This window comes from Alkalicoccus chagannorensis DSM 18086 (assembly GCF_000429725.1).
Taxonomy (GTDB): domain Bacteria; phylum Bacillota; class Bacilli; order Bacillales; family Salisediminibacteriaceae; genus Alkalicoccus; species Alkalicoccus chagannorensis.
Genome location: NZ_AUCK01000007.1, coordinates 1 through 25597 on the forward strand (window position 1 = coordinate 1; position 25597 = coordinate 25597).

At 54.2% G+C, this 25597-nt stretch carries 25 protein-coding genes; 14 read left to right on the plus strand and 11 right to left on the minus strand.

Annotation, left to right across the window (positions count from 1 at the left end; translation table 11 throughout):
- Positions 1-376: 376 nt before the first annotated feature.
- The 8 genes from G477_RS0105565 to dnaA all read right to left on the minus strand — a co-directional run bounded on the left by G477_RS0105565 (position 377) and on the right by dnaA (position 11306).
- The gene (locus G477_RS0105565) at positions 377-1495 is read right to left on the minus strand and encodes an HD-GYP domain-containing protein (RefSeq protein WP_026697102.1); all 1119 of its coding nucleotides are present in this window, start codon (positions 1493-1495) and stop codon (positions 377-379) included.
- A gap of 323 nt (positions 1496-1818) precedes the next feature.
- On the minus strand, positions 1819-4377 hold the full coding sequence (gene gyrA / locus G477_RS0105570) for a DNA gyrase subunit A (RefSeq protein ID WP_026697103.1): 2559 nt from the start codon (positions 4375-4377) through the stop codon (positions 1819-1821).
- Positions 4378-4487: 110 nt separating this feature from the next.
- Positions 4488-6401: a DNA topoisomerase (ATP-hydrolyzing) subunit B gene (gene gyrB / locus G477_RS0105575; RefSeq protein ID WP_026697104.1), complete on the minus strand. Its 1914-nt coding sequence runs from the start codon at positions 6399-6401 to the stop codon at positions 4488-4490.
- Between the two features lie 18 nt (positions 6402-6419).
- A complete protein-coding gene (gene remB, locus G477_RS0105580; protein WP_026697105.1) occupies positions 6420-6707 on the minus strand; it encodes an extracellular matrix regulator RemB in 288 nt (95 codons plus the stop codon).
- A 9-nt stretch (positions 6708-6716) separates the two neighbouring features.
- Entirely contained in the window at positions 6717-7838 is a 1122-nt protein-coding gene (gene recF, locus G477_RS0105585; protein WP_026697106.1) for a DNA replication/repair protein RecF, read from the minus strand.
- The gene (gene yaaA, locus G477_RS0105590; RefSeq protein WP_026697107.1) at positions 7828-8049 is read right to left on the minus strand and encodes a S4 domain-containing protein YaaA; all 222 of its coding nucleotides are present in this window, start codon (positions 8047-8049) and stop codon (positions 7828-7830) included. The genes recF and yaaA overlap by 11 nt, the downstream gene beginning before the upstream one ends.
- A 570-nt stretch (positions 8050-8619) precedes the next feature.
- Entirely contained in the window at positions 8620-9759 is a 1140-nt protein-coding gene (gene dnaN / locus G477_RS0105600) for a DNA polymerase III subunit beta (RefSeq protein WP_026697109.1), read from the minus strand.
- Between the two features lie 191 nt (positions 9760-9950).
- Positions 9951-11306 (minus strand): chromosomal replication initiator protein DnaA, encoded by a 1356-nt coding sequence (gene dnaA / locus G477_RS0105605; RefSeq protein WP_026697110.1) that lies wholly within the window; start codon positions 11304-11306, stop codon positions 9951-9953.
- Positions 11307-12292: 986 nt separating this feature from the next.
- On the opposite strand from dnaA, the gene rpmH reads away from it, so the two are divergent.
- The 9 genes from rpmH (at position 12293) to noc (ending at position 20056) form a co-directional block, all read left to right on the plus strand.
- Complete coding sequence (rpmH, locus tag G477_RS0105615) at positions 12293-12430, plus strand: 50S ribosomal protein L34 (RefSeq protein WP_026697111.1); 138 nt, start codon at positions 12293-12295, stop codon at positions 12428-12430.
- Between the two features lie 214 nt (positions 12431-12644).
- Positions 12645-12998: a ribonuclease P protein component gene (gene rnpA, locus G477_RS0105620; RefSeq protein WP_026697112.1), complete on the plus strand. Its 354-nt coding sequence runs from the start codon at positions 12645-12647 to the stop codon at positions 12996-12998.
- 4 nt (positions 12999-13002) lie between these two features.
- The gene (gene yidD / locus G477_RS0105625) at positions 13003-13257 is read left to right on the plus strand and encodes a membrane protein insertion efficiency factor YidD (protein WP_026697113.1); all 255 of its coding nucleotides are present in this window, start codon (positions 13003-13005) and stop codon (positions 13255-13257) included.
- Between the two features lie 31 nt (positions 13258-13288).
- Entirely contained in the window at positions 13289-14098 is an 810-nt protein-coding gene (gene spoIIIJ, locus G477_RS0105630) for a YidC family membrane integrase SpoIIIJ (RefSeq protein WP_026697114.1), read from the plus strand.
- A complete protein-coding gene (gene jag / locus G477_RS0105635) occupies positions 14098-14724 on the plus strand; it encodes an RNA-binding cell elongation regulator Jag/EloR (protein WP_026697115.1) in 627 nt (208 codons plus the stop codon). Before spoIIIJ ends, jag begins: the two co-directional genes overlap by 1 nt.
- A 326-nt stretch (positions 14725-15050) precedes the next feature.
- Positions 15051-16427, plus strand: coding sequence for a tRNA uridine-5-carboxymethylaminomethyl(34) synthesis GTPase MnmE (gene mnmE, locus G477_RS0105645; protein ID WP_026697117.1), 1377 nt, complete (start codon positions 15051-15053; stop codon positions 16425-16427).
- A gap of 18 nt (positions 16428-16445) precedes the next feature.
- Positions 16446-18338 carry a tRNA uridine-5-carboxymethylaminomethyl(34) synthesis enzyme MnmG gene (gene mnmG / locus G477_RS0105650; protein ID WP_026697118.1) on the plus strand — a complete coding sequence of 631 codons (1893 nt, stop codon included), beginning with the start codon at positions 16446-16448 and terminating at the stop codon, positions 18336-18338.
- A 16-nt stretch (positions 18339-18354) separates the two neighbouring features.
- Entirely contained in the window at positions 18355-19071 is a 717-nt protein-coding gene (rsmG, locus tag G477_RS0105655) for a 16S rRNA (guanine(527)-N(7))-methyltransferase RsmG (protein WP_026697119.1), read from the plus strand.
- A 109-nt stretch (positions 19072-19180) separates the two neighbouring features.
- The gene (gene noc, locus G477_RS0105660; RefSeq protein WP_026697120.1) at positions 19181-20056 is read left to right on the plus strand and encodes a nucleoid occlusion protein; all 876 of its coding nucleotides are present in this window, start codon (positions 19181-19183) and stop codon (positions 20054-20056) included.
- Between the two features lie 88 nt (positions 20057-20144).
- On the opposite strand, the gene G477_RS0105665 is transcribed toward noc, so the two are convergent.
- Entirely contained in the window at positions 20145-20405 is a 261-nt protein-coding gene (locus G477_RS0105665) for a hypothetical protein (protein WP_026697121.1), read from the minus strand.
- A gap of 303 nt (positions 20406-20708) precedes the next feature.
- Here G477_RS0105665 and G477_RS0105670 point away from each other — a divergent pair, with 303 nt between their 5' ends.
- The 3 genes from G477_RS0105670 (at position 20709) to G477_RS18815 (ending at position 23118) form a co-directional block, all read left to right on the plus strand.
- On the plus strand, positions 20709-21470 hold the full coding sequence (locus tag G477_RS0105670) for a ParA family protein (RefSeq protein WP_026697122.1): 762 nt from the start codon (positions 20709-20711) through the stop codon (positions 21468-21470).
- Positions 21463-22311, plus strand: a complete 849-nt coding sequence (locus G477_RS0105675; protein ID WP_026697123.1) for a ParB/RepB/Spo0J family partition protein — start codon at positions 21463-21465, stop codon at positions 22309-22311. The genes G477_RS0105670 and G477_RS0105675 overlap by 8 nt, the downstream gene beginning before the upstream one ends.
- A gap of 93 nt (positions 22312-22404) precedes the next feature.
- Positions 22405-23118 carry a DUF554 domain-containing protein gene (locus G477_RS18815; RefSeq protein ID WP_035211348.1) on the plus strand — a complete coding sequence of 238 codons (714 nt, stop codon included), beginning with the start codon at positions 22405-22407 and terminating at the stop codon, positions 23116-23118.
- On the opposite strand, the gene G477_RS18820 is transcribed toward G477_RS18815, so the two are convergent.
- A complete protein-coding gene (locus tag G477_RS18820; RefSeq protein ID WP_051287723.1) occupies positions 23053-23289 on the minus strand; it encodes a hypothetical protein in 237 nt (78 codons plus the stop codon). The two genes, G477_RS18815 and G477_RS18820, sit on opposite strands and share 66 nt — an antisense overlap.
- A 111-nt stretch (positions 23290-23400) precedes the next feature.
- On the opposite strand from G477_RS18820, the gene G477_RS0105690 reads away from it, so the two are divergent.
- Positions 23401-23595, plus strand: a complete 195-nt coding sequence (locus tag G477_RS0105690) for a DUF951 domain-containing protein (RefSeq protein ID WP_035211353.1) — start codon at positions 23401-23403, stop codon at positions 23593-23595.
- Between the two features lie 227 nt (positions 23596-23822).
- Positions 23823-24923, plus strand: coding sequence for a redox-regulated ATPase YchF (ychF, locus tag G477_RS0105695; RefSeq protein ID WP_026697125.1), 1101 nt, complete (start codon positions 23823-23825; stop codon positions 24921-24923).
- Between the two features lie 145 nt (positions 24924-25068).
- Here ychF and G477_RS18825 read toward each other — a convergent pair whose 3' ends face one another.
- On the minus strand, positions 25069-25518 hold the full coding sequence (locus G477_RS18825; protein ID WP_035211355.1) for a flavodoxin domain-containing protein: 450 nt from the start codon (positions 25516-25518) through the stop codon (positions 25069-25071).
- Positions 25519-25597 lie beyond the last annotated feature (79 nt).

Here is a 25597-nt window from a genome sequence, read left to right on the forward strand (position 1 = left end):
GAACAAAAGCGCAAAGCGCCTTTTGGTCGGAACGGCGTGCGGAAGCGCTGCAAGCTTTTTGAGGGAAGAAAACGTTCTTTGTTTCTTCCCGAGCAGCGAATGGAGCCGCCGTCACACTGTATGAAAACTTATACATTCCTATCATGTCAAAAATAGAACGTCCCCCTCATGGCCGTGGACGTGAGGAAATTCACGGCCATGAGCCGGTTCCTTTTTTCCATACTTACACGAAACGCTGCCGACGATCCCTTTGGAATCATCGGCAGCGTTTTTTACTTATTAGAAACTTTTGCGTCCCAGTCACTCTCTGTTTGAAGAACACTGCAGGCAAAGCGTTTCTTTTCGCCGTTTGACGGCGGCTTCCGTTGTAAGGATGTTATGTGATTTCTTCCATTTCTTCTCTGCCTTCTACGGAGGCCTCTTCGATGTATAGATTTTCGTGCTGCCGCAGATCGAGGTTTTCCCCTCCGGTCAGCTGTATATGAGGACGCAGCGGCTGCGCTTCGTTACGTGTCGTCACTGTCCCCGTCATTCCATTGTTGAGGCGGACCGTTCTGCCCGGCCGGAGATCGATCAGCACAGCCAGCAGCAGCCGGATGCATTCCGCATCCAGTTTACCGAATTCTTCAGTGTGCATCATCTCCAGCACCCGGTATGGCGATTGTTTATTCCTGAACTTCCTTTCTGCTGTCATAGCATGAAAGACATCAGCTACGGCAACCATGGCCGCAAATGGATGAAGTTTTGCTTTTGTTACCTGCAGCGGATAGCCGCTTCCGTCTTCGCGTTCGTGGTGCTGGAGGACTCCCAGCAGCGTTTTCTTATTGAAGCCAGGCACGTTCTCAATCATACGATAGCTCCAGATCGGGTGCTTTTTCATTTCTTCATATTCTTCTTCCCGAAGTCGTCCTTCTCTACTGAAAGGATCAAAGGAGAGTCTCGACATTCCCGCATCTGCGAGCATCCCGCTCAGTCCAAGTTGAATGACATCTGCTTTGTCCATACCCGCCTCCCGGCCGAGGTGGGCGGCATACACGCCGACAGCGACGGCATGGTAGTAGACGTAGTTTGCTTTGTCGCTGTAGTGACGCAGCTCCAGAAGCTCTTCGGAAGTAGCATTCTGGTCCAGCAGCGGCAGAAGGATCTCCCGGAGGGGATAGGGATCGACTTTCATGTGCCCTGTCCATTTCTGGAAATGTTTTTTATATTTCTGCACGGACTTCAGGTACATGCTGGTGAAAGAATCGGTACGCTCCAGGTTCGCTTTGTTCGGCTTTTCTCTGCCGCTGGACTTCAGCGTTTCAGAAGGCTGGAAGGTGCTGCCGTCCACAAGCGTCGGTTCCACTTCGACACTCTGGACGAGAAACGTCTGCAGAATATGGATATGTTCCCTGTTCAGCACGGTCTTCCTGCGCATCAGCGGCTGGTTGGACATTTTAAAGACATCCCGTTTTAATATACAGCCCGGGGTCAGCTCTTGTAGTTTTACATGCATAGTACCGCTCCTTTTTTCGGATCTGCTGCGCAGCCTCTAGGCTGAAATGAAGAGAACGGGATTTTCCGTTAAGACATTAGATCTATTTATTCTTATTATACGACGACTTATGGAAATTTCAATGAAAAACCATCGACGTTTTATAGAACTTATGAACTAAGCACGTCGTATGACAGCAGTTTTTTCCGACGATCCAGGGCTGATACTCCACCGGAGGATATCCGGGTGCCGCCGGACCTCCTCTATCCAAACGTATGTATGCCTGTCAGACAAAGAAAACCGGACCGCAGCTTTGGAAGCCGGGTCCGGAATGCAAAAGAAACTTATTCTTCCGTTTCTTCCGTATCATCTGTTTCTTCTGTTTCTTCGACCTCGTCGGCTTCGGCTTCGCCGGAGGCGTCTTCTGCTGTCTCCAGGTCCACTTCTTCTTCCGCGGTCTCCTCATCTTCCGATACGTTCACGCGGGCGACGGTAGAGACGTGTTCTCCATCGCCGACGCGGATCAACCGGACACCCTGCGTGTTACGGCCGGTCTGGGAGATTTCATCCACGTGCATGCGGATGATGACGCCGTTGGTCGTAATGACCATAAGATCATGGTCCGGGGCTACGACTTTCAGAGAAATGACCTCACCGTTTTTGTCCGTAATGTTGCACGTTTTAATTCCTTTACCGCCCCTGGACTGAACTCGGTACTCGGATATCGGGGTGCGCTTGCCGAATCCGGCCTCGGTGACGATCAGCACGTCCTGATCCGGATAAACGATATCCATCCCGACAATCACATCGTCGCTGCCGAGCGTCAGCCCTTTGACGCCGGCTGCTGTTCTGCCCATCAGGCGGACATCCTCTTCGTGGAAGCGGATGGACTGGCCTTTCTTCGTACCGGCGATGATTTCTTCATCCCCTGTTGTCAGACGGACGCCGTGGAGCTCATCGCCGTCGCGCAGCTTGATCGCGAACAGTCCGCCGCGGCGGATATTTTTAAACGCCTGCAGCGACGTCCGCTTGGCGTGGCCGTATTTAGTCATGAAAAAGACGGAACGGCTGTCCTCTTCAAAGTCTGACACCGGAATGACGGCGCTGACGTATTCGTCCGGATCGATCTGCAGCAGGTTGATGATCGGGATGCCTTTGGATGTCCGCTTCTGCTCCGGCACCTCGTACCCTTTGATCCGGTAGACCTTGCCTTTGTTCGTAAAGAACATAAGGTGGTCGTGGGAGTTTGTGATAAAGAGATGGCGGACAAAATCCTCATCGTAGGTGCCCATGCCCTGCACCCCGCGTCCCCCGCGCTTCTGGCTGCGGTAGGTGGAGACAGGGAGACGCTTGATGTAGCCTTGATGAGAGAGCGTGATCACCACGTTCTGACGAGGGATCAAGTCCTCATCTTCTACAGTATCTTCCCCGATGGAGATGATCGTACGTCGGTCATCACCGTAGCGGTCCCGGATGTCCTCCAGCTCCTCACGGATAATGTCGAGGAGCTTTTCCTCGTCCGCAAGAATGGCCCGCAGTTCCGCGATTTTTTCCATTAAGTCTTTGTATTCGGATTCGATCTTATCCCGTTCGAGACCAGTCAGCCGCTGCAGACGCATGTCGAGGATCGCCTGAGCCTGGTCGTGGGAGAGCCCGTAGCTTTCCATCAGGCCGCTGCGCGCCTCTTCCGTCGTAGCAGAGCCCCGGATCAGCTCGATGACCTCATCGATATGATCAAGGGCGATGCGGAGGCCTTCCAGAATATGTGCTCTCGCTTCCGCTTTTTTCAGTTCAAATTCCGTGCGGCGCCGGATGACGACTTTTTGATGCTCCAGGTAATGCTCGAGTGTCTCGCGGAGCGCCAGTACTTGCGGACGGCCGTCGACGAGGGCGAGCATGTTGATGCCAAAGCTCGACTGCAGCGCCGTCTGCTTATACAGGTTGTTCAGCAGGACGTTCGCATTGGCATCCCGTCGGAGTTCAATGACAATCCGCATGCCGGTACGGTCGGACTCATCACGCAGGTCGGTGATGCCGTCGATTTTCTTATCCCGCACAAGATCGGCAATCTTCTCGATCAAACGGGCCTTGTTGACCTGATACGGCAGCTCGGTGACGATGATCCGCTGCTTGCTGTTTTTCTCTTCAATATCCGCTTTGGCCCGGATCGTGATCGACCCTTTTCCTGTTTCGTAGGCACGGCGGATGCCTGAGATGCCGACGATCTCGGCACCTGTCGGAAAATCCGGGCCGGGGATGTATTCCATCAGATCCACGCTGTCGAGTTCACGATCGGGATCTCTGGATACCGCCAGCACCCCGTCGATCACTTCTCCGAGGTGGTGAGGCGGAATGTTGGTCGCCATCCCGACAGCAATACCGGAAGTGCCGTTGACCAGCAGGTTCGGAAAACGGGCCGGCAGCACAATCGGCTCCGACTCGGCTCCGTCGTAGTTCTCCTGATAATCAATCGTATCTTTGTTGATGTCGCGCACCAATTCCATCGAAATCTTCGACATTCTCGCCTCGGTATACCGCATCGCTGCGGCTGCATCTCCGTCGACAGAACCAAAGTTTCCGTGCCCGTCGACAAGCATGTTCCGATAGCTGAAATCCTGCGCCATCCGCACCATGGTTTCGTATACGGCGGAATCCCCGTGCGGGTGGTATTTACCGATGACTTCCCCGACAATACGGGCTGATTTCTTGTACGCTTTTTCTGATGTGATCCCGAGTTCATTCATGGCGAATAGAATCCGGCGGTGCACCGGCTTCAGTCCGTCACGGACGTCCGGCAGTGCACGGCTGACGATGACGCTCATGGCATAATCCATGAACGAGGTCCGCATTTCCTGACTTATATTTATATCCTGTACTCTGGGTTTCTCATTCTGGTCGGACATAAGTTAACCTCCATCCTGCTCCTGTTATCAAACATGTAAACGACGCTCCCCCCTGCATACAGGAGACCTCCGCGGGGGCTTGCGGGAGGTCTCTGTCAGGCTGGCTGCCGTTAAATGTCCAGGTTTTTCACGTAGTGGGCATTCTTCTGAATGAAGTCGCGGCGTGGTTCGACGCGGTCACCCATCAATGTTTCAAATACTTCGTCCGCGACCATCGCGTCGTGCATATTCACCTGCAGCACAGTACGCGTATCCGGGTCCATCGTGGTTTCCCACAGCTGGGTCGGGTTCATTTCCCCGAGACCCTTGTAGCGCTGCAGCTTCGGCTTCGGTGAGGAATCCAGCTCTCCCATGATCCGCTCCATTTCCCGTTCATCATACGCATAGTACACCTGCTTGCTCTGCTCGATTTTATAGAGCGGCGGCTGCGCGATGTAGATGTAGCCGTGCTCGATCAGCGGGCGCATGTAGCGGTAAAGGAACGTCAAAAGCAGCGTACGAATGTGTGCGCCGTCCACATCGGCATCTGTCATGATGATGATGCGGTGGTACCGGGCTTTGGCGATATCGAAATCCTCCCCGATCCCGGTGCCCAGGGCCGTGATGATCGAACGGATTTCGTTGTTGGAGAGGATTTTATCCAGTCGTGCTTTCTCCACGTTGATAATCTTTCCGCGCAGCGGCAGAATCGCCTGGAAATGCCGGTCGCGTCCCTGTTTTGCGGAACCACCTGCGGAATCACCCTCGACGACGTAAATCTCACTGATAGACGGATCGCGGGAAGAACAATCTGCCAGTTTACCAGGCAGTGAGCTTACTTCCAGCGCCGATTTACGACGGGTCAGTTCACGGGCTTTCTTCGCAGCATCGCGGGCACGGGAAGCCATGAGCCCTTTATCGACGATCTGCCGGGCCACGGTCGGGTTCTCTCCGAGGAATTTCATCATGTGCTCAGAGAACAGAGAATCCGTAATCGTTCGGGCTTCGCCGTTACCCAGCTTCGTCTTCGTCTGACCTTCGAACTGCGGGTCCGGAATTTTCACCGAAACAATAGCTGTCAGACCTTCCCGCACGTCGTCACCGATCAGGTTTGCATCGTTTTCTTTGAACAGGCTGTTTTTACGGGCATAATCGTTGATCACCCGGGTCAGTCCTGTTTTGAAGCCGGACTCATGCGTTCCGCCTTCGTGCGTGTTGATGTTGTTGGCAAAGGAGTACAGGCTGCTGGAAAAGCCTTCGTTGTACTGCATGGCAATTTCCACCTGAATGCCTTCGCGTTCCCCTTCCAGAAAGATCGGCGGATCGTGCAGCGTTTCCTTGGAGCGGTTCAAGTGCTCGACAAAGGATTTGATCCCGCCTTCGTAGAAGTACTCCGCTTCTCTGCCGTCTTCCCGCTTATCCTCAATATAGATGCGGAGCCCGCGGTTGAGGAAGGCCAGCTCCCGCAGACGGTTCGCGAGAATATCAAATTCGTATTCCGTCGTTTCTGTAAAAATGGTCTCATCCGGCCAGAACGTGATGACGGTTCCCTGCTTTTCCGTGGAGCCGATGACTTTCAGGTCATGCTGCGGAAGGCCTTTAGCGAAATCGATGTAGTGGATCTCGCCCTCTTTGTGTACTTCCACTTCGAGCTTTTTGGAAAGGGCATTCACTACCGAAGCGCCGACCCCGTGCAGGCCGCCGGATACTTTATAGCCGCCGCCGCCGAATTTCCCGCCGGCGTGCAGGACGGTCATGATGACCTCAACAGCCGGACGGCCCATCTTTTCGTGGATCCCGACTGGAATGCCGCGTCCGTTGTCTTCCACACGGATGCTGTTGTCTTCGTCGATCGTCACCCAGATCGTGTCGCAGTGACCGCCCATCGCTTCATCGATACTGTTGTCGACAACTTCCCATACAAGATGGTGCAGGCCCCGGGACGTGGTGGAACCGATGTACATACCCGGGCGTTTCCGGACGGCTTCCAGCCCTTCGAGGACCTGAATTTGACTTTCATCATAGGATTGATTATCTGAACTCACTATGCTTCACCTGCAATTCTACCCGTTTTGGTTTTCCCGGGTGATTTCTTCTTCGTATGGCTCAAGGGATGGATTCTCTGCCCGCCGCTTCAGCGTATGGGAGGAGATCGGAGAAAGATAGACTTCCTCTCTTGTGATGACGATCGATTTGGCGGGATCCTCTGTCACCCGCTCAATTCGTTTTTCTTCGCCGTTTTTTTTCATGAATGTCTGATTATCTGCGGAGTGGCTTTCACTCTGGTGGTCCAGAATAGCCACGATGCGCTCTGCTTTGAGCACCATGTCTCCGCCGAGATGTATAAACATCGTGCCACCTCATTCCCGTCTGGATATCGTTCCTCCGCTGACGTCAAACGTTGCAGCCTCTCCGAGGAGACTGTAATCAATGCCGTCCACGCTGGTTGTCGTTACAAATGTCTGCACCTTTCCCTGAATCGAGCGCAGCAGATGCGTCTGCCGGTGCTCGTCCAGTTCGGAGAGGACATCATCAAGCAGGAGAATGGGATATTCCCCTGTCTTTTCGTATATCAGTTCTATTTCCGCCAGTTTCAGGGACAGTGCCGTCGTGCGCTGCTGCCCCTGAGAACCGTAGGTCTGGATGCTTCTGTCGTTGACGTAGAAGGCCAGGTCGTCCCGGTGCGGTCCGACCTGGGTTGTCCCCCGGCGCATCTCTTGATCCTGGACACCCTCGAACGCAGCTGCGAGTCGCTGCCGGTGTTCTGCTGCTGAAGCCGCTTCGTCCGTGTCGATCGAGGGGACGTAGCGGATCGTGAGCACTTCACGGCCGCGGCTGATATCGGCATGGATCGGGGCAGCCCAGGTTTCGAGCCGTCGCAGGAAGGCACAGCGGCGGGCCAGTACTTCGGCTCCTGCATCAACCAGCTGCTCGGTCATGACGGCGAGCATGGCTTCATCGGCCTTGCGTTTCCCGTCCCGGACTTCCTTGAGCCATTGGTTGCGCTGTTTTAATACTTTATAATATTGGGACAAATAGTAGAGATAGACGGGGTGAATCTGCCCCATTTCCATATCGAGAAAGCGTCTGCGGACCTGGGGACTGCCTTTGACAAGCGTCAGGTCCTCCGGTGCAAACATGACGATCGTACAGGTGCCGATGTAATCGCTGAGCCGCTTCTTCTCCAGCCCGTTCACTTTCACTTTCTTGCCGCGCCGGGAAAACACGACTTCCATGGACATGCCCCCGTGCTGGTTGACGAAATCACCGCGGATCCGGGCAAAGGGCTGTTCCCAGCGGATCAGCTCTTTGTCTTTGGACGTGCGGTGGGATTTCGCCATGGCCAGGACGTAGATGGCTTCCATCAAGTTCGTCTTTCCCTGGGCGTTTTCCCCGAGGATGACATTCACCTGGTTGTGAAACGTGAGGGCAATCTCATCGTAGCTGCGGTAATCCTTCAGCGACAGCGCTTCAATCTGCATTGGTCAGACGAAGTTCCCCGAATCCGTCGATCCAGATGGTATCACCCGGATACAGTTTTTTTCCCCGGCGGTTTTCCGGTTCCCCGTTCACACGGACCTCCGTCTCCTGCAGAAAAAATTTCGCTGCTCCACCGGAAGGAATGATGCCGATCTCTTTCAGCACCTGTGTCAGCGTCATAAACTCATCCTGCACCGCAATTTCCTGTTCCATGCTCTCGTCAACTCGCTTTCTTCTAAAACGTGCACAAATTCTCTCACTCTATATTGTACTAAACTATCGGAAAATACGCCAATGCCCATTTTCCTTACTTTTCGAACGAATGTTCTTATTGTAACGGAAAAGCCGGAGGATGCCAAATGCGGGAAGCCCATCGACGGTATATACCCGTGCGTGTATATGTATGTTAAGGCGGCACCTGTATTCTTTGCAGAGCACTCAGCCGACGAGAGCGCTGTCTCCCTGGATAAGAACGTGTATATTTCTATCACCTAAAAAAGACTCTGTTCCTATTCCTTGTTGGTACAAGGATCCTTCCCTTCAACTCGGCATGCCTGCCGTGGACGAGCTCCTCCGCTCGATCTTCCATAGGCTCCGCCGACTTCCGCTTCGTTCTTGCTTGGCAGAAGAAAAGCGTATAGCCTTTTGTTCGGAACGGCGGACAGTGCAGGAAGCCGCCTTCTTCCTGCTATGACATTTCCTACAAAGTAAAAAAGCATCCCGCCGGAGCTGCTGCTCGGACGGGATGCTGCACGTGCTGCGGATGGTCCAATCGACGGTGGATCAGTACGTCCGGACCGGCGAGAAAAGGTGAAGCATGTAGTCCCGGTCGGCCGGGCGCATGATAAAGGGACTCATCGCACCAGTGAACTGGATTGAGACTTCTTCGGATTCGATCACCCGGAGTGCATCCATGATGTTCTTCCCGTTGAACGAAATCCGGAGGTCTTCCCCTTCGAACGAATCGGCGCCTACTTCCTCCGTCACTTTCCCTACTTCCGGTGTAACAGAAGTAATCTCCAGCCGGTCCTGGTCCAGCGATTTCAGATTGACGACGTTGTTTTTACCGTCGGACAGCAGAAGAGCCCGTTCAATCGCAGACATCAGCTTTTTCGACGGTACGTTCACGTTTGTCTTCGACGTCGTCGGAATCATGTTCTGCGTCGCCGGATAGTTGCCATCGAGGAGCCGGGAGAAAAACAGCATGTTCTCGGCTTTAAACAGCGCCTGGTTGTTGGTGACGGTTACTTCGACAGCCTCCTCTGAATCGGAGAGGATTTTGCTCAGTTCCGTCAGGCTCTTTCCTGGAATGACGACGTTCGTGAACGACATGTCTGCATCTACGCCTTCCACCGCTGCTTCGCGCATGGCTAGACGGTGGCTGTCTGTTGCCGTGCATGTCAGGACGGCATTCTCCATGCCCCAGTGGATGCCGGTCAGAATCGGACGAGTTTCTGCTGTAGACACAGCAAACGCTGTCTGGCGGATCAGTGCTTTCAGCAGATCGGTCTTCAGCTGAAAGGTGCTTCCTTCTTCTACTTCCGGCAGGTTCGGAAATTCATCAGGGTCCTGCCCGTTGAGATGGAATTCCGAATTGCCCGAGCGGATGTGTGTAACATACTGCTCGTTGACACTGATTTCTACCAGCGGTTCAGGAAGCTTTTTGATAATATCAGCAAAATATTTTGCCTGAAGCACGGCCGAACCTGGCTGCTCGATCGTGATGATTTCTTTCTCATTCTGCTCCGCGGGAATAAATGCCTCGATGGAAATATCCGAGTCACTCCCTGTCAGCGTAATGCCATCATCGAAAGCAACGATCTTCAGTCCGGAAAGTATCGGCAGTGTAGCCCTCGACGAGATTGCTTTGGATGCATGCTGGATGTTCTGGACAAAAACGTCCCGTTGAATCGTAAATTTCATAATCAATCAGCCTCCTTCACCGGCAGCCAGCTGCCGCTGTATATATATTATTTAGTATTGATTACTTGCCGTACTCGTAGTACTAGGGGCTGTGAACTTGTGGAAAAGTCATATAGGCGTACTGGCACCATGGTTATTCACATGTGGACAACCTGTGCATAAGTGCGTACTCCTTTTCCACAGTATCCACACTATCCGGAACGGAGCTGGCTGCTGATATCCTGAATCTGCTGATGCAGCTCCTGGTCTTCCCCGATCAGTTTGGAGATTTTTTCATGGGCGTGAATCACGGTCGTGTGATCCCGCTTGCCGAATTTCTCCCCGATTTTCGGAAGCGAATGATCCGTCATCTCCCTCGAGAGATACATGGCGATCTGACGCGGATGAGCCACCATCTTCGTCCGTTTCTTTGCCTTCATGTCTTCGACTTTCACGCCGAATGCGGCGGCGACCGCAGATTGGATGTCCTCCACGGTAATCTCCCGGGATACCCCATTGGGAATAATGTCTTTCAGAGCAACTGCTGCCAGATCGGCATTCATCTCTTCGTTGATGAGCGAAGCGTAGGCGACTACCCGGATGAGGGCGCCTTCGAGCTCGCGGATGTTCGTGTCGATCTGATTCGCAATGTAGAGCATCACCTCGTTCGGGATATCGAGGTTTTCCGCATTCGCTTTTTTCCGGAGAATCGCAATCCTGGTTTCCAGATCGGGCGGCGTAATGTCGGTGATCAGCCCCCACTCGAAACGGGACCGGAGACGGTCTTCCAGCGTCGGAATTTCTTTCGGCGGCCGGTCACTCGAAATGACAATCTGCTTGCGTTCTTCATGCAGGGAGTTGAACGTGTGGAAAAATTCCTCCTGCGTCTGCTCTTTTCCTGCTAGAAATTGAATGTCATCGATCAGCAGCACGTCGACGCTCCGGTATTTGTTGCGGAAATTCACGGCTTTATTATCCCGGATCGAGTTAATAAACTCATTCGTGAATTTTTCCGAGGACAGATACACGACTTTCGCCTGCGGATTATGATCGATGACGTAATGACCGATCGCGTGCATGAGGTGGGTTTTTCCGAGGCCCACGCCCCCGTAGATGAACAGCGGGTTATACGCTTTAGCCGGCGCTTCGGCAACGGCTAGGGAGGCGGCATGGGCAAACCGGTTCCCGCTGCCGATGACGAACGTATCGAACGTGTACTTCGGGTTCAGCATATGCTTCGGGCCGTTCTCGTGCTCGTCCGGTCCGCTCGGCGGCATGGCCTGCGGTGCCGGCAGATCCGGTTCGGACTGTTCGTCCTTCGGGAGCACGAACTTGGCCTCGAGCTCAGCCCCGGTCAGTTCCTGCAGCGTTTCTGTGATGATCGTAAAATACCGGTTCTCCAGCCAGTCCCGGGCGAATTCATTGGGTGCGATGATCGTAATCAGGTTCGAGCTCTGATCAATTGAATCAGCTTCTGTATCCTTAAACCACGTATCAAAACTCGGTTTACTGACTTTCTCTTCGATCTTCGTCAGCGCCTGGTCCCACAAATCGTGTAAGTTCTCCACGCACGTCCCTCCTTCTTCTGTACAATAACAGTAAAACAAAAAAGTACCTCTTTCCTCCCCGTATTGTACAACGTCTGCACAACCCCGGTGAATATTCATACATTCACAGCTGCTGTGCAGAAGTCGTATAATAGAAGGAAACAGGTAGTCAACAGTATTCACATGGATGTGGATAAACCTATGCAGAAGCCCTGAATAACTATCCACACACTTATGCACAGGTGTGGATAGGTCCAATGCCGGATGCAGGTTTTCCACGCGAAAAACAACACTATCGTATCAAAAAAACACAGGCATGACAACGAAAGAATGTAGTTATCCACACAACACACCAGGTTGTGGCTAAAAATTATCCACAGCACTAGATACTGTGAATATCCTGTGCGCAGGGCGGTGGGTAAGTGAAAAAGAGGGGGGAAAGTTATCCACAAAGGAGAAAAACGTCAAAAAATATTTTTTGTAGAGGGACACGTGAGCCGGGACAAACATCCTTTTCTCCACAGCCGCTCCAAAAGAAACAGGCACGAAACGACGGTTCTGTCCGCTGCTCCGGAAAGGATCAGGAAGAACGACGCGGCTCAGCCGTTCGTTCCAACGTCTCCAATGGAGAACGAAGCAGCTTGATGCCGTCCTTAGACCGGCTGAAACGAGCAGGGGGTGCTCCACATGAACAGCAGGAGGTCAGGACGATGTTCTTGTAAGCCTGCTTCCTGCGGCGGAGCGGCTTAACAATCGAGCAGACCGACGCGCATCCGCGTGTCTTTCTCCGCACGAACAACCAAGATTCTCTTCTTTTAACGCTGCAGCGAAACCGTCCGTTGTTTCAGTTAAAAGATGCTCGACGTTTTTCTTCCCGGAAAAGTTGTTGACAGCAGAGAAAGGAAAAATTATAATTTACAGGACTGCCTTCTCAGGAGGCGAGATCGAACTGACATGAAACAGCATATAATCGTTGAATTTTAATGTCATTCAGGAGGTGTTTGAGCATGGGTAAGCCGACATTCAATCCAAATAACCGTAAGCGCAAGAAGAACCACGGATTCCGTGCGCGTATGGCGACTAAGAACGGCCGCAAAGTTCTTGCGAACCGCCGTCGTAAAGGACGCAAAGTTCTTTCCGCTTAACAAATGAGGCCACTGTTGATCCAGTGGTCTTTTTTTTAAGAAACACGGTTCAATAGATGATCCAGAAGCAGCTGTCCTACGCTGAAGCCGACCGGGACAGCTTCTTGTGTGTTCCCGGGATTGTCACAGATCCCCGGCACCATCCATTGAACCTCGTATAGAGATTCGGTAAAATGAGTAGCGTCACAGGCGCTGGTTGAAGAGGTGCCAGTGAATGAAAAAGCAGCATAGACTAAGGAAAAACGAAGAGTTTCAGCAGGTGTTTCAGCACGGCAGTTCGGCTGCCAACCGGCAGTTCGTCGTGTATCAGCGTCCGAAACCAGGACAGGATCACATCCGGATTGGCCTTTCCGTGAGCAAAAAGCTCGGCAACGCTGTGCAGCGCAACCGGATCAAACGGCTGATGAAAGAAGTACTCCGGGAGCTCGCTCCCCGCCTCAAGCAGGAATGCGACATCGTTATTATCGCCAGAAAGCCGGTGACGGCGATGGAACTCGGAGAGATGGAACGTTCATTGAAACATGTGTGCAAAGTAGCCAAACTGCATCCTCGTTCCACAGAGAGGTGAGAACATGAAGAGACTGCTGCTTGGGATGATCCGTTTTTATCAGCGCTGGATCTCGCGGTTCACACCGGCACGGTGCCGGTTCTACCCGACGTGCTCCCAGTATGGAATAGAATCCCTGCAGCGCCACGGCGTCCTGCGCGGCATCTGGCTGACAGGGAAGCGGATCGGGAAATGCCATCCTTTTCATCCGGGCGGATTTGATCCGGTGCCGGAGGAAAAAGGCAAAAAAAGTTCACATAGACAGCAGGAGAAATCCTGATGTGCGTAGAAAGAGATAGGAGGACCAACAAGTGGTGAAGAAGTTAAGTCTGGCTGGAATGATGATAGCCGCCATGCTGTTTATGGCGGGCTGTTTTAACATTGACCAGCCGATCACAGCAGAGAGCGACGGTATCTGGGATCCGTTCTTCGTCTATCCGCTGTCCTGGTTGATGACCACGATTGCGGATGCCTTGAATAACAGCTACGGGCTGGCGATCATCATTGTGACGATCATTCTTCGTATTCTGATTCTGCCGCTCATGATCAAGCAGACGAAGAGTACGAAAGCGATGCAGGCCATCCAGCCGGAAATGCAGGAGCTGAGAGAAAAGTATTCTGCAAAGGACCAGCAGACGCAGCAGAAGCTGCAGCAGGAAATGATGCAGCTGTTCCAGAAGCACGGCGTCAACCCGCTTGCCGGGTGTCTGCCGATTCTCGTACAGATGCCGATTCTGATTGCGTTCTATCACGCAATCATCCGCACACCGCAGATCAATCCGGACGTAGATCCAAGCTACACCGGGGCGCCGCAGCAGTTCCTCTGGTTTGAACTGGGAAGCGCCGATCCGTTTTTCATCCTGCCGCTTGTGGCAGGGGCAACCACCTTTATCCAGCAGAAGATGATGATGGTGCAGGACAACCCGCAGATGAAGGTACTCTTATACCTCATGCCGGCCATGATCATGGCATTCGCGGCGTTCTTCCCATCAGCACTCGCTCTCTACTGGGTTATCGGTAACCTCTTTATGATTGTGCAGACGTACTTCATTACAGGGCCGAATGTTGGCAAGAAAAAGGAAGAGGCCAAGTCGGCTAAAGCGGGGGGAGCGAAAGGCTAGTGAACAAAGTGACAGTATCTGGTCGTACCGTGGATGAGGCAGTTCAGTCAGGACTTCAAAAGCTCGAAGCAGCGCAGGAGGAAGTGAAGATTCAAGTGATTGAGGAGCCGCACAAAGGCTTTCTCGGTCTTATTGGCTCCAAGCCTGCGGTGGTTGAGCTGGAACGTATTCCGGACCCGAAAAAAGCCGGATTGACGTTTTTACGGGATATGATTGATAAAATGGGCGTCCGCGCCAGCGTGGAAGTGGAAGAGCGGGAGGAAGGCACCTGCTTTCACATCCATGGCTCGGACCAGGACATCGGTGTGCTGATCGGCCGCCGCGGTCAGACGCTCGATTCGATGCAGTATCTCGTGAATCTGGCTGCCAACAGAGGAAGCACGGAGTATTCGCGTTTCCTGCTTGATGCAGAAGGCTACCGGGCACGACGCCGGGAAGCGCTGGAGAAATTAGCCGAGCGCCTCGCCCATCAAGCCATCCGTACGAACCAGGCTGTCCGTCTCGAGCCGATGAGCGCCGCTGAACGGAAAGTCATTCACCATGCGCTGCAGCAGAACAGCAGCGTGGCTACCCGCTCCGACGGAAAAGAACCGCACCGCCGGGTCGTCGTGGAACCGAAGAAGTAACACCGCACCGCCTTTCCCACATCGGGAGAGGCGGTTTTCTCATGGATGAGAACAGCAGCAGAATCGTGGAGCGGACTGCCGTTGGAACTTGGTTCCCTTTGCGGGGGGAGCTGTCCGGAACCTTTCGATTTTGCTGCTTTGGCCGAAATTCAGCTGCACTTGGTCGTCATCGCTGCCAATGGTCCTGATTTTCCCCCGGCTTGGTCGAAATTCCATGGGAATGGGCCGCACTTCCTCAGCAGCCTCTACTTACATCTTCCCATCAGGCAGCAGATGTGATAAGCTGTTAAGTTGGAATCAAGCATATCAGAAAGGAGGCGGCAGGAATGGAAACAGATACCATTGCCGCAATATCCACCCCGATGGGAGAAGGTGCGATCGGGATTGTACGCATCAGCGGACCGAAAGCCATCGAGACAGCCGACCAGCTGTATGACGGCCGGATCCGGCTGGCCGATGCCGACAGCCACACGATCCACTACGGACATCTGCGGGAGCCGGAGAGCGGGGACACGATGGAAGAAGCGATGGTGTCGGTCCTCCGCGCTCCACGCACGTATACAAAAGAAGACATCGTCGAAATCAACTGCCACGGGGGGCTGACATCCGTCAACCGCGTGCTGCAGCTCGTCTTGACCCACGGGCCGAGGCTCGCAGAACCCGGCGAATTTACGAAGCGGGCCTTTTTGAACGGACGAATTGACCTGTCCCAGGCAGAAGCCGTGATGGACCTGATCCGGGCGAAAACGGACCGGGCCATGAACGTGGCGATGAATCAGGTGGAGGGAAAGCTGTCCACCCGCGTTCAAACGCTGCGGCAGACGCTCTTGGAGACCGTGGCCCACGTCGAGGTCAACATCGACTATCCGGAATACGATGCAGAGGAAATGACGCTCGAGGTCATCCGCGAAAAAGGAGGCGAAGTCGCTGCCTCAATCGATGGGCTGCTGACGACGGCTCATCAGGGGAAAATTCTCCGGGAGGGCCTTGCCACCGTCATTCTCGGTCGTCCAAACGTCGGCAAGTCGTCGCTTTTGAACAGCCTCGTGCATGAAGAAAAGGCGATTGTCACCGATGTTCCGGGAACGACGCGCGATGTCGTGGAAGAGTACGTGAACGTCCGCGGTGTTCCGCTTAAGCTGCTGGACACAGCCGGGATCCGGGAGACCGAAGACATCGTCGAACGGCTCGGCGTGCAGCGGAGCAGGGAAGTAGTCAAGGATGCCGAACTCGCCCTGCTCGTGTTAAATTATAATGAAGCTGTCAGCGGAGCAGACGAAGAATTGTTTCAGCTGATTCAGGATCAGGATGCCATCATCATCGTAAATAAAACGGATCTCGACCAGCAGATCAACCTGGAGCGCGTCCGCGAACTCGCCGGCGGCAATCCGGTCATCACGACGTCCTTGTTAAAGGATGAAGGCGTCGATGAGTTGGAGGAAGCGATCCGCTGCCTGTTTTTCGGAGGGGACATGGATGCCGGCGACATGTCGTACGTGTCTAATTCCCGCCACATCGCGCTGCTGGAGCAGGCCAAACGCGCTGTTAACGAAGCACTCGAAGCAGCAGACAGCGGCATGCCGGTCGATATGGTCCAGATTGATATCACCCGTGCCTGGGAAATTCTCGGGGAAGTGATTGGAGAAAGCGTTCAGGAGAGTTTAATTGACCAGTTGTTCTCGCAGTTCTGTTTAGGAAAATAACGAAGGAGGAAACACATCATGAGTTACCACGGAGGCGAATTTGACGTAATCGTGATCGGCGCTGGTCATTCCGGCGTAGAAGCAGGTCTTGCTTCTGCCCGTGCCGGCGCCAGCACGCTGATGCTGACACTGAACCTGGACGCCGTTGCCTTCATGCCATGCAACCCATCTGTCGGAGGTCCTGCGAAAGGGATCGTCGTCCGAGAAATCGATGCCCTCGGCGGAGAGATGGCACGCAATATCGACAAGACGCATATCCAAATGCGCATGCTGAATACCGGGAAAGGACCGGCCGTGCGTGCACTGCGTGCGCAGGCGGACAAATTCCAGTACCAGCAGGAGATGAAAGAAACGATCGAGAACACGGAGAACCTCCTGCTGCGCCAGGGCATGGTGGAACGTCTGATCATTGAAGACGACGAAGTCAAAGGCGTCGTCACCCAGACCGGAGCCGAATACTCGGCCAAAACGGTCATCGTCACGACCGGTACGTATCTGCGTGGCAAGGTCATCCTCGGCGAACTCGCCTATGAGAGCGGTCCGAACAACATGCAGCCATCCGTCAATCTGTCGTATCATCTGCAGGAGCTCGGCTTCGAGATGGAACGATTCAAGACCGGGACGCCGCCGCGGGTGAACGGCCACTCGATCGACTACTCGCAGACCGAGATCCAGCCGGGAGACGATAAGCCGCGGGCCTTTTCCTACGACACGGTGGCATTCATCACCGATCAGCTGCCCTGCTGGCTCACGTATACAAACGAAGAAACGCATGAATTCATCAACAACAACCTGTCCCGCTCTCCGATGTACTCCGGCATGATCGAAGGCACCGGCCCTCGTTACTGCCCATCGATTGAGGATAAAGTTGTCCGCTTCAGCGACAAGCCGCGCCACCAGATTTTCCTGGAGCCGGAAGGACGCAACACGAAAGAAGTCTACGTGCAGGGACTGTCCACCAGCCTGCCGGAAGACGTGCAGCACAACATTTTGAAGACCATCCCGGGACTGGAACACGTACAGATGATGCGGCCGGGCTATGCCATCGAATACGATGCCATCGTTCCGACACAGCTGTGGCCGTCCCTGGAGACGAAGAAAATCTCCGGACTGTTCACAGCCGGACAGATCAACGGCACAAGCGGCTACGAAGAGGCAGCCGGACAAGGATTGATGGCCGGCTTGAACGCTGCGCTGAAAGCCCAGAACAAAGAGCCGCTCATCCTCGACCGTTCTGAAGCCTATATCGGTGTGATGATCGATGATCTCGTGACCAAAGGCACCGAGGAGCCGTACCGGCTGCTTACCTCCCGGGCAGAGTACCGCCTGCTGCTGCGTCATGACAACGCGGATCTGCGCCTGACGGAAAAGGGGTATGAGGCAGGTCTTATTTCTGAGGAGCGCTACGCCCGTTTCCAGGAAAAGAAAGCAGCCATCGCGGAAGAAGTGAAGCGGCTGGAAGGCGTCACGATCAAAGCCGAAGCCGAAGCACAGGCCGTGGTCGAAGCGACCGGCTCTGCGCCGATGAAAGAAGCGACGAACGCTGCTGTGCTGCTGAAGCGGCCGGAGATCACGTACGCGGATGTCGAAAAGCTGACACCGGCGCCGGGAGAACTGGACGAAGACGTGAAGGAGCAGGTGGAGATCCACATCAAGTACCAGGGCTATATCGCCAAGCAGCTGGAGCAGGTAGAGAAGCTCAAGAACATGGAAAACAAGAAGCTGCCGGAAGATCTCGACTACCATGCGATCAGCGGCCTGGCTATTGAAGCCAGGGAGAAGCTGAGTGAAGTCCGTCCTCTTTCTGTGGCACAGGCATCGCGCGTATCCGGGGTCAATCCGGCGGACGTATCGGTCCTGCTTGTCTATATGGAACAGGGACGACTGCAGAAAACCGCTGCCGAAGGGTGAGAGGAGACAGACGGACATGGATGAACAGAGGCTGGCAGAAGCATTAAAGCAGCACGGCATACTTCTCGGGGACGAGCAGCAGCGACGGCTGCGCCGCTATTTTGAGGTCCTCGTAGACTGGAATGACCGCATGAACCTGACGGCGATTACAGAAAAGGAAGACGTGTATCTTAAACACTTTTATGACTCGTTCACAGCGGCGTTCTACTATGATTTCGACCGCCCGCTGCAACTTGTCGATGTCGGCGCGGGGGCTGGTTTTCCAAGCCTCCCGCTGAAAATCTGTTTTCCGGAATTGAATGTCACGATCGTCGATTCGCTCCAGAAGCGGATCACCTTTTTAAACGCGCTCGCCGAAGAGCTCGATCTGACCGGCGTGGCTTTTTATCATGACCGGGCCGAACAGTTTGCCCAGCGCCAGGACCACCGGGGCGCCTATGATCTCGTGATCTCCCGGGCCGTCGCACGGCTCTCGGTCCTCTCGGAATTGTGTCTGCCGCTGGCGAAAGAGGGCGGAGACTTTCTCGCGATGAAAGCGTCCGGGGCCTCGGAAGAACTGCAGGATGCCGAAAAAGCGTTGAAGGTGCTCGGAGGCTCCCTGCACGAGAAGTACGATTTCGAGCTGCCGGAAGCCGGTGGAAGCCGGTCGATTCTGCATATCAAGAAAACCGGCCGAACGCCGAAAAAATATCCGCGCAAGGCAGGAACGCCGAACAAGCAGCCAATCTCGTAACGAGTCCACGCAGGCTGGTCGTTCGTGGTATACTATCGGAAGAGGTGTGAACCGCGCTTTCGTTTCTTTTGAAACCGGGGCGCCGGAGATTTGTAAGGGTGGTGTCACCGTGAAGCAACCATTTTCGAAGCTGTTCGGTTTAGCAGATAAAAAAGAAGCATCGTCAGAAGACGTACTCCTCGAGGGGGAGGAGACCGTCCGACAGGTGCCGGTGGAAGAGCTGACACCGAATCCATTTCAGCCGAGAACCATTTTTGATGAAACAAAGATTGAAGAACTCGCGCAGACGATCCGTACACACGGGCTGATTCAGCCGATTGTCGTCCGGGCGCGGGACGGACGTTTTGAAATCATCGCAGGCGAACGACGCTGGCGGGCCTCGCAGCATGCCGGCATGGCGACTGTTCCGGTTGTCGTTAAAGATTTTGACGATACGAAGACAGCGTCTGTGGCACTGATCGAGAACCTGCAGCGGGAAGGGCTGACGTCCATTGAAGAGGCGAACGCCTATGCGAGGCTGCTGGAACTCCACGGCCTGACGCAGGAAAGCCTCGCGCAGCGTCTTGGAAAAGGCCAGTCCACCGTGGCGAACAAGCTGCGCCTGCTGCACCTCCCCGCCAATGCCAAAGATGCTTTGTTAAAGCGGGAGATCAGCGAACGCCATGCCCGGGCGCTGCTCGGAGTCGAGGATCAGGAGAAGCAGGACTACCTGCTCCAGCAGATCGTCGAGCACGGTTGGAATGTAAAAGAAACGGAAGAAGCCATCGCGGCGCTGTACGTGGAAGAAGAAACTCCGGAGAAACCTCCGGAGCCGAAAAAGAAGAAAAAGCCGATCCGTAAAGCGGTCTCCAAAGATACCAGGCTCGCAATGAATACGATCCGCAAGTCGGTGGATATGGTGGAGCAGAGCGGCATGAAGGTGGATACGAACGAAGAAGAGCACGACGATTATTACGAGTTCACGATTCGTATCCCGAAAAAATAGACCGCCGGAAAGCCGTTCGCGGCGGCTTCCCGGCGTGCCATACGTACCATCGTCCCCGTCCGAAGCCATCGCTTCCGGCGGGATTTTTTCATGGAGGAAGAATGTATGTCTCAGGAAGCTGGACGGTACGTTCTTTCTCCATGTAACCCTCGAACATCAGCACCACGGCTGATATCAACACGGCGCCCATATCAAATTGAATCAGCGCTTCTTTCACATCTTCGTGTTTTAGGTTAAACTGATGTATAAGCTCATTATTATTCCTTCTCAATGTGATCGTGGTTGTGAACATTGCAGCACAGGAATAATAGTGAGCTTTTTTCTTTTTACACAATGATACGGACGCCATTCCGCCCCCGCCGGCGCTGCAGAGGAGACGACGATATCGTCACAGAAGCAGGCGGCTGAGAGCGCTGGGCGTGAAGCACGACAAACCTGTTCGTTCCTCCAAGAGCCTGTGTTTGACCCATCGCCGCTTCGTGCCGGCACGGCATGCGCCTTTGGACAGGGACCGCAGCGCCTGCTTCAGGGGACGCGGTAAGCAGAAGGACGTTTTTTCTCACAATATACCGCTGTCGTTCTTTTCTTTGCTTCCTTTCATGATAAAATGGAAGGAATGATGCGCAGTTTAACGTAAGGCAGGTGACAGGCAGTGGCAAAAGTGATGGCAATCGCAAACCAAAAAGGCGGCGTAGGCAAAACGACGACCGCCGTCAATCTGAGCGCGGGACTCGTACAGGAAGGGAACCGTGTGCTGATTATCGACACCGATCCGCAGGGAAATACGACGAGCGGCATCGGCGTGGAAAAAGGGGAAGTGGAAGAATGCATTTACAACATTCTCGTGGAGGGGAAGTCTCCGGAAGGCATTCTCCGTTCGACGGACCTGGACGGGCTTGATATCATTCCGTCTACGATCCAGCTGGCAGGCGCAGAAATTGAGCTCGTGTCGGCTATTTCCCGGGAAATAAGGTTGAAAGAAGCAGTGCAGGAAGTGCGGGATACATATGACTACATCATCATTGACTGTCCGCCTTCGCTCGGTCTGCTGACCTTGAATGCACTCACCGCAGCGGATTCGGTACTCATTCCCGTGCAGTGTGAATACTATGCGATGGAAGGGCTCAGTCAGCTGATGAGCACGGTGCAGCTCGTGCAGAAGCACCTCAATCATGATTTAACAATTGAAGGCGTACTGCTGACGATGCTGGATGCACGGACGAACCTCGGACTGCAGGTGATTGAGGAAGTGAAAAAGCATTTCCGGGAGCAGGTTTTTGAGACGATCATTCCTCGGAACGTGCGTCTCGGCGAAGCCCCGAGTCATGGAGAATCCATCCACACGTACGACCCGCGCTCCAAAGGCGCAGAGGTATACGCAGAACTGGCAAAGGAAGTGATGTCGCATGGGTAAAGGACTCGGTCGTGGAATCAATGCGTTTTTCCCGGATGCCTCCAGCAGTGACGAGACGCAGATCACCGAGATCAAACTGAAGGAGATCCGTCCGAACCCGTATCAGCCGCGCAGACATTTTGATGAGGAAGCGATGAAGGAACTCGCCGACTCCCTGAACAAACAAGGGCTGCTGCAGCCGATTACGGTGCGGGAGAGTATTAAAGGATATGAAATCGTCGTCGGCGAACGACGGTTCCGGGCCGCGCAGCAGAACGGCTGGAGCGTCATCCCTGCGGTCGTGAAGACGATGGACGACGATCAGATGATGGAGCTTGCCATCATCGAAAACCTGCAGCGGGAGAATCTCTCGCCGCTGGAAGAAGCGCAGGGGTACCAAAAGCTCATGGAGCACCGCGGCCTCACGCAGCAGCAGCTGGCCGACCGGCTCGGCAAAAGCCGCTCGTACCTGGCGAATATGCTGCGCCTGCTGCAACTGCCGAAAACCGCCCAGCAGTACCTGGCAGAAGAGAAGATTTCGACCGGCCACGCCCGGGCGCTTCTCGGCTTGAAGAACAAACAGGAGCTGACGCCGCTGCTGCAGCGGATTGTGCGCGAGAGCATGTCTGTCCGGCAGCTGGAAGCATGGATTCAGCAGGCGAATGCTGATGTTTCACGTGAAACGAAGCCGAAAACCGCGAAGCCGGCCTGGGTTCATTCGCGTGAATCGATGCTGACGTCGTACCTCGGTACGAAAGTACAGATCACCCCGGGAAAGAAACGGAACCGGATTGAGATTGATTTTGAGTCAGAAGAAGAGCTGGAACGGATTGTGTCGATGATGTACCGGGAAGAAGACTAGTCTCGTTCTCTCTTCTGACAGAGCGGATGCCGGGGAGCATGCAGTCTCCGGCTTTTCTGCTGTCCATGATTTTGGCAGAAGGGGCGGACATACATGGTACTGCTTGGAACGATTGTGAATGGAGTCGCGATTATTGCCGGGGCGTTTATCGGCTCGCGGCTGAAACGATTCCCTGCTGGCATGCAGGAGACCGTCATGAAGGCGATCGGCCTGGCGGTGTTGATTCTCGGAGCAACGATGGCCGTGGAGGGGGAGAATTTTCTCTTCGTTATCTTTGGACTGGCGCTTGGCGCGATGCTTGGCGAGCGCTGGAATCTGGAGGGCAAGCTGAATGAATTCGGGGGTTTTTTGGAGCGGAAGTTGAAGAAAGAAGGAGATCAGCATTCCCTAGCGGAAGGGTTTGTGGCAGCGACGCTGTTGTTTGTTGTCGGTGCGATGGCCATCATCGGCGCGCTCGACAGCGGCTTCCGTGGGGATCATTCGGTGCTCTTGACTAAATCGGTGCTCGATGGTTTCACGTCGGTCATTTTTGCGGCAACGATGGGCATCGGCGTGCTCTTTTCGGCTTTTCCCGTCATGCTGTACCAGGGCAGTATTGCCCTGGCGGCCGTGTGGATCATCCGCTTCGTGCCGGAGGAGCTGCTGGATCTGGTGATTGCGGAAATCACGGCCGTCGGCGGTGTGATGATCATCGGGATTGCACTGAACCTGCTCGGGGTGACGAACATCCGGATTGCGAACCTACTGCCGGCGATTTTCCTCGTGGTGGTCTTCGTTTTCGCGGAGCACTGGCTCCCCTTCTTCTGATTTGTGCCATTCAATGACCTGCGGCTGAACGCGGAGCTGGACGAGTTTGTAGACCGGCATTAACAGAAAACCGACGCCCATGCCGATAAACAACCCGACGTCCGGGGCATCGAATACGAGACCGATGCCCATGCCGATGAACAAGCCGGCGGGAATGAAAAGACCTTGCACTGCCCTCACCTCCATGGTAGTATATTGCTTTGATTTTACCACAGTTTCGGCATGGAAAAAGGAATCATCAGCCGAACATTCATTACTTAGTTGGGAAGGTGGTTGAAGCGGATGGCAGAGTTTCATCTGAATGACGTTGTCGAAATGAAAAAGCAGCATCCGTGCGGCACCAACCGGTGGAAGATCATCCGGATGGGGATGGATATCCGGATCAAGTGCGAAGGGTGCGGCCACAGTATTATGATGAAGCGACGGGATTTTGAGAAGAAAATGAAGCGTGTCCTTGCCTCGGCAGAAGAGGAATAGACATGCGGGTGCGGCCGTCTCCTGCGTAACAGGGGGCGGCTTCTTTTCTTATATCAGAACCATACGTTCTCCTGAAGGAAGACGGCGGCTTGGTCCGACGCGTGCGTTTCGTTCAAAAGCACGGCCGCCTGCCGTTGCGTTCAGGCGCGGGAATCTCTATAATGAGGAAGGATGCAGACTTGTACGCGTGCACAAGGAAAGTTTGAAAATAAAGGAGAAATGAAATCATGGCGTTAACAACAGGAATTGTGGGGCTCCCGAACGTCGGGAAATCCACGCTTTTTAATGCAATCACACAGGCAGGGGCAGAATCGGCCAACTACCCGTTCTGTACCATCGACCCGAACGTCGGCATTGTCGAGGTCCCGGACGGCCGCCTGCAGACGCTCACCGAGATGGTTATTCCGGAGAAAACGGTCCCGACGGCCTTTGAATTCACCGATATCGCCGGTATTGTCGAAGGTGCCAGCAAAGGAGAAGGGCTCGGGAACAAATTTCTTTCCAATATCCGTGAAGTGGATGCGATCTCCCACGTGGTGCGCTGCTTTGACGATGAGAACGTGACGCATGTCTCCGGCGGGGTCGATCCGATCCGTGATATTGAAGTGATCAACCTCGAGCTGATTCTCGCGGACCTGGAATCCGTGGAGAAACGGATCGGCAAAGTCGAGAAGATGGCGAAATCGAAAGACAAAGATGCGATGGCGGAGTTTGAAGTACTGAAGAAGCTGCGTGACGCGTTTGAATCCGAAATGCCGGCACGAAGCGTGGACTTCTCCAAAGAAGAGAAGAAGCTGGTCAAAGGCTTCCAGCTCCTCACCGAAAAGCCGGTGCTTTATGTAGCCAACGTCAGTGAAGAAGATCTGCTCGATCCATCCGGCAACGAGCATGTGCAGCGGGTGAAGCAGCTGGCAGCGGATCATAACGCGGAAGTCATCGTCGTCTGTGCGAAAATCGAGGCGGAGATTGCGGAACTCGAAGGAGCGGAAAAGCAGGAGTTCCTCGACGACCTCGGCATTGAAGAAGCCGGTCTCGATCAGCTCATCCGTGCGGCCTACGCGCTGCTCGGCCTGGACACGTACTTCACGGCCGGCAAGCAGGAAGTCCGCGCCTGGACGATCCGACGCGGCACGAAAGCCCCTCAGGCAGCAGGTGTCATCCACACCGACTTTGAGCGAGGCTTTATCCGTGCCGAAGTCGTCTCCTATGACGATCTCGTCTCTGCCGGTACCATGAACAAAGCGAAAGAAGAAGGCAACGTGCGTCTCGAAGGGAAAGAATACGTCGTGCAGGACGGCGACGTCGTCCACTTCCGTTTCAACGTATAAACGTTCCAGGATATTTGCTATAGAAGGCCCTCCACCACAACGAATGGCGGAGGGCCTCTGCTATGGTATGGGAAGCGTCCAAGCGTTTGTTCAACGAGACGCTCCTCCTTTGCGGTTCTTCGCCGCAGGAAAATCCGTTCCCCGCTTACGGTTGCTTCAGAACGTCGAGCACTGCTTCGATGTAGTCGTCCACGAGCGCATCCGTTTCCTGCACATCTGCTTCTCCATCTGCTTTCATGGCAGGCACCCGCAGCCGGCCGCCCTGTTTCTGGACGAGCGCTTCCAGGTGATCGACGGCGCCGGCGAAATGTTCATAGCCGGTGTCGCCGGTACCGAAAATGGCAAAGGACAAGCCGCTCAAGTCGGTTTCTTTCATGTCATCATACAAATCCAGCATGTCATCCGGCACGTCCCCGTCCCCGAAGGTGTAGGAACCGAGCAGCACCATGTCAAACTCCTGAAAGCGGGAAGCCTCCGCTGTGTTCGCTTCCTCCACCACGACCTCCATGCCGGCCTCCTGGAGGCGTTCTTCCATCCTCTCGGCGAGCTCTTCCGTATGACCACTCAACGTCGCGAAGACAATATAGATATTCATTGTATCCCCTCCTTTCTTTCATTATGGAGAAAAAAACCGCCGCAGACAAATGCCTGCGGCGGTTCGTGCTGTCTTTTTT

Bases quoted from the DNA above. Each gene is read 5' to 3' on its own strand.
- G477_RS0105565 (WP_026697102.1), bottom strand. From the start codon at position 1,495: ATGCATGTAAAACTACAAGAGCTGACCCCGGGCTGTATATTAAAACGG.
- rsmG (WP_026697119.1), top strand. From the start codon at position 18,355: ATGGATGAACAGAGGCTGGCAGAAGCATTAAAGCAGCACGGCATACTT.
- G477_RS0105665 (WP_026697121.1), bottom strand. From the start codon at position 20,405: ATGGCGTCCGTATCATTGTGTAAAAAGAAAAAAGCTCACTATTATTCC.
- ychF (WP_026697125.1), top strand. From the start codon at position 23,823: ATGGCGTTAACAACAGGAATTGTGGGGCTCCCGAACGTCGGGAAATCC.
- G477_RS18825 (WP_035211355.1), bottom strand. From the start codon at position 25,518: ATGAATATCTATATTGTCTTCGCGACGTTGAGTGGTCATACGGAAGAG.
- dnaN (WP_026697109.1), bottom strand. From the start codon at position 9,759: ATGAAATTTACGATTCAACGGGACGTTTTTGTCCAGAACATCCAGCAT.
- G477_RS18815 (WP_035211348.1), top strand. From the start codon at position 22,405: ATGGTACTGCTTGGAACGATTGTGAATGGAGTCGCGATTATTGCCGGG.
- mnmE (WP_026697117.1), top strand. From the start codon at position 15,051: ATGGAAACAGATACCATTGCCGCAATATCCACCCCGATGGGAGAAGGT.
- G477_RS0105690 (WP_035211353.1), top strand. From the start codon at position 23,401: ATGGCAGAGTTTCATCTGAATGACGTTGTCGAAATGAAAAAGCAGCAT.
- gyrA (WP_026697103.1), bottom strand. From the start codon at position 4,377: ATGTCCGACCAGAATGAGAAACCCAGAGTACAGGATATAAATATAAGT.
- mnmG (WP_026697118.1), top strand. From the start codon at position 16,446: ATGAGTTACCACGGAGGCGAATTTGACGTAATCGTGATCGGCGCTGGT.
- rpmH (WP_026697111.1), top strand. From the start codon at position 12,293: ATGGGTAAGCCGACATTCAATCCAAATAACCGTAAGCGCAAGAAGAAC.
- remB (WP_026697105.1), bottom strand. From the start codon at position 6,707: ATGTTTATACATCTCGGCGGAGACATGGTGCTCAAAGCAGAGCGCATC.
- G477_RS0105675 (WP_026697123.1), top strand. From the start codon at position 21,463: ATGGGTAAAGGACTCGGTCGTGGAATCAATGCGTTTTTCCCGGATGCC.
- yaaA (WP_026697107.1), bottom strand. From the start codon at position 8,049: ATGGAACAGGAAATTGCGGTGCAGGATGAGTTTATGACGCTGACACAG.
- yidD (WP_026697113.1), top strand. From the start codon at position 13,003: ATGAAGAGACTGCTGCTTGGGATGATCCGTTTTTATCAGCGCTGGATC.
- recF (WP_026697106.1), bottom strand. From the start codon at position 7,838: ATGCAGATTGAAGCGCTGTCGCTGAAGGATTACCGCAGCTACGATGAG.
- rnpA (WP_026697112.1), top strand. From the start codon at position 12,645: ATGAAAAAGCAGCATAGACTAAGGAAAAACGAAGAGTTTCAGCAGGTG.